The sequence below is a fragment of the Oleiphilus sp. HI0043 genome, assembly GCF_001634935.1.
In genome coordinates this window covers 1-718 of record NZ_LWEY01000395.1, presented here as the reverse complement: position 1 = coordinate 718, position 718 = coordinate 1, and the positions used below count along the sequence as shown (strand labels likewise).

1 protein-coding gene is annotated in these 718 nt (G+C 47.6%); it reads right to left on the bottom strand.

Annotation, left to right across the window (positions count from 1 at the left end):
• A partial coding sequence (locus A3729_RS05250; protein ID WP_197475586.1) for a class I tRNA ligase family protein occupies positions 1 to 717 on the bottom strand: 717 nt, incomplete at its 3' end.
• Position 718: the final 1 nt, after the last annotated feature.

Below are 718 nucleotides of genomic sequence, written 5' to 3'. Positions count from 1 at the left end.
TACAAACTTACCGATCAGGTCTTTGTAACGTGGATCTTCAGGGTTGACTGCAACGCCTGTATCACCCAGCATGGTTTCGGGGCGAGTGGTTGCGACGACTAAGTAGTTTTTACCTTCAGAGGTTTTTTCACCATTGGCTAGTGGATAGCGAAGGTTCCACATATTGCCTTTTTTGTCTTTGTTCTCGACTTCCAGGTCTGAAATAGCCGTGTGAAGCTTAGGATCCCAGTTTACCAAACGCTTGCCGCGATAGATTAAGTCATCTTTGTATAAACGAACAAATACTTCCTGAACGGCTTTGTAAAAGCCATCGTCCATCGTGAAGCGTTCATGGTCCCAATCGACAGAAGCACCTAAACGACGAAGCTGACGGGTAATTGTGCCACCGGACTCTTCTTTCCAATCCCAGATTTTATCGAGAAAGGCTTCACGTCCGAGGTCATGGCGAGTTTTGCCTTCTTCAGCAGCAAGCTTGCGCTCAACAACCATTTGAGTTGCGATACCCGCGTGGTCGGTACCGACCTGCCATAAAGTGTTATGACCTTTCATGCGGTGATAGCGGGTTAGGGCATCCATAATAGAGTCCTGGAAGGCATGTCCCATATGCAAGCTACCGGTGACATTCGGTGGCGGAATCATAATGGTGTAGGGCTGGCCTTCATTTGAAGGCTTGAAGTAGCCGCTTTCTTCCCAGGTTTTATACCAAGACTGTTCTATT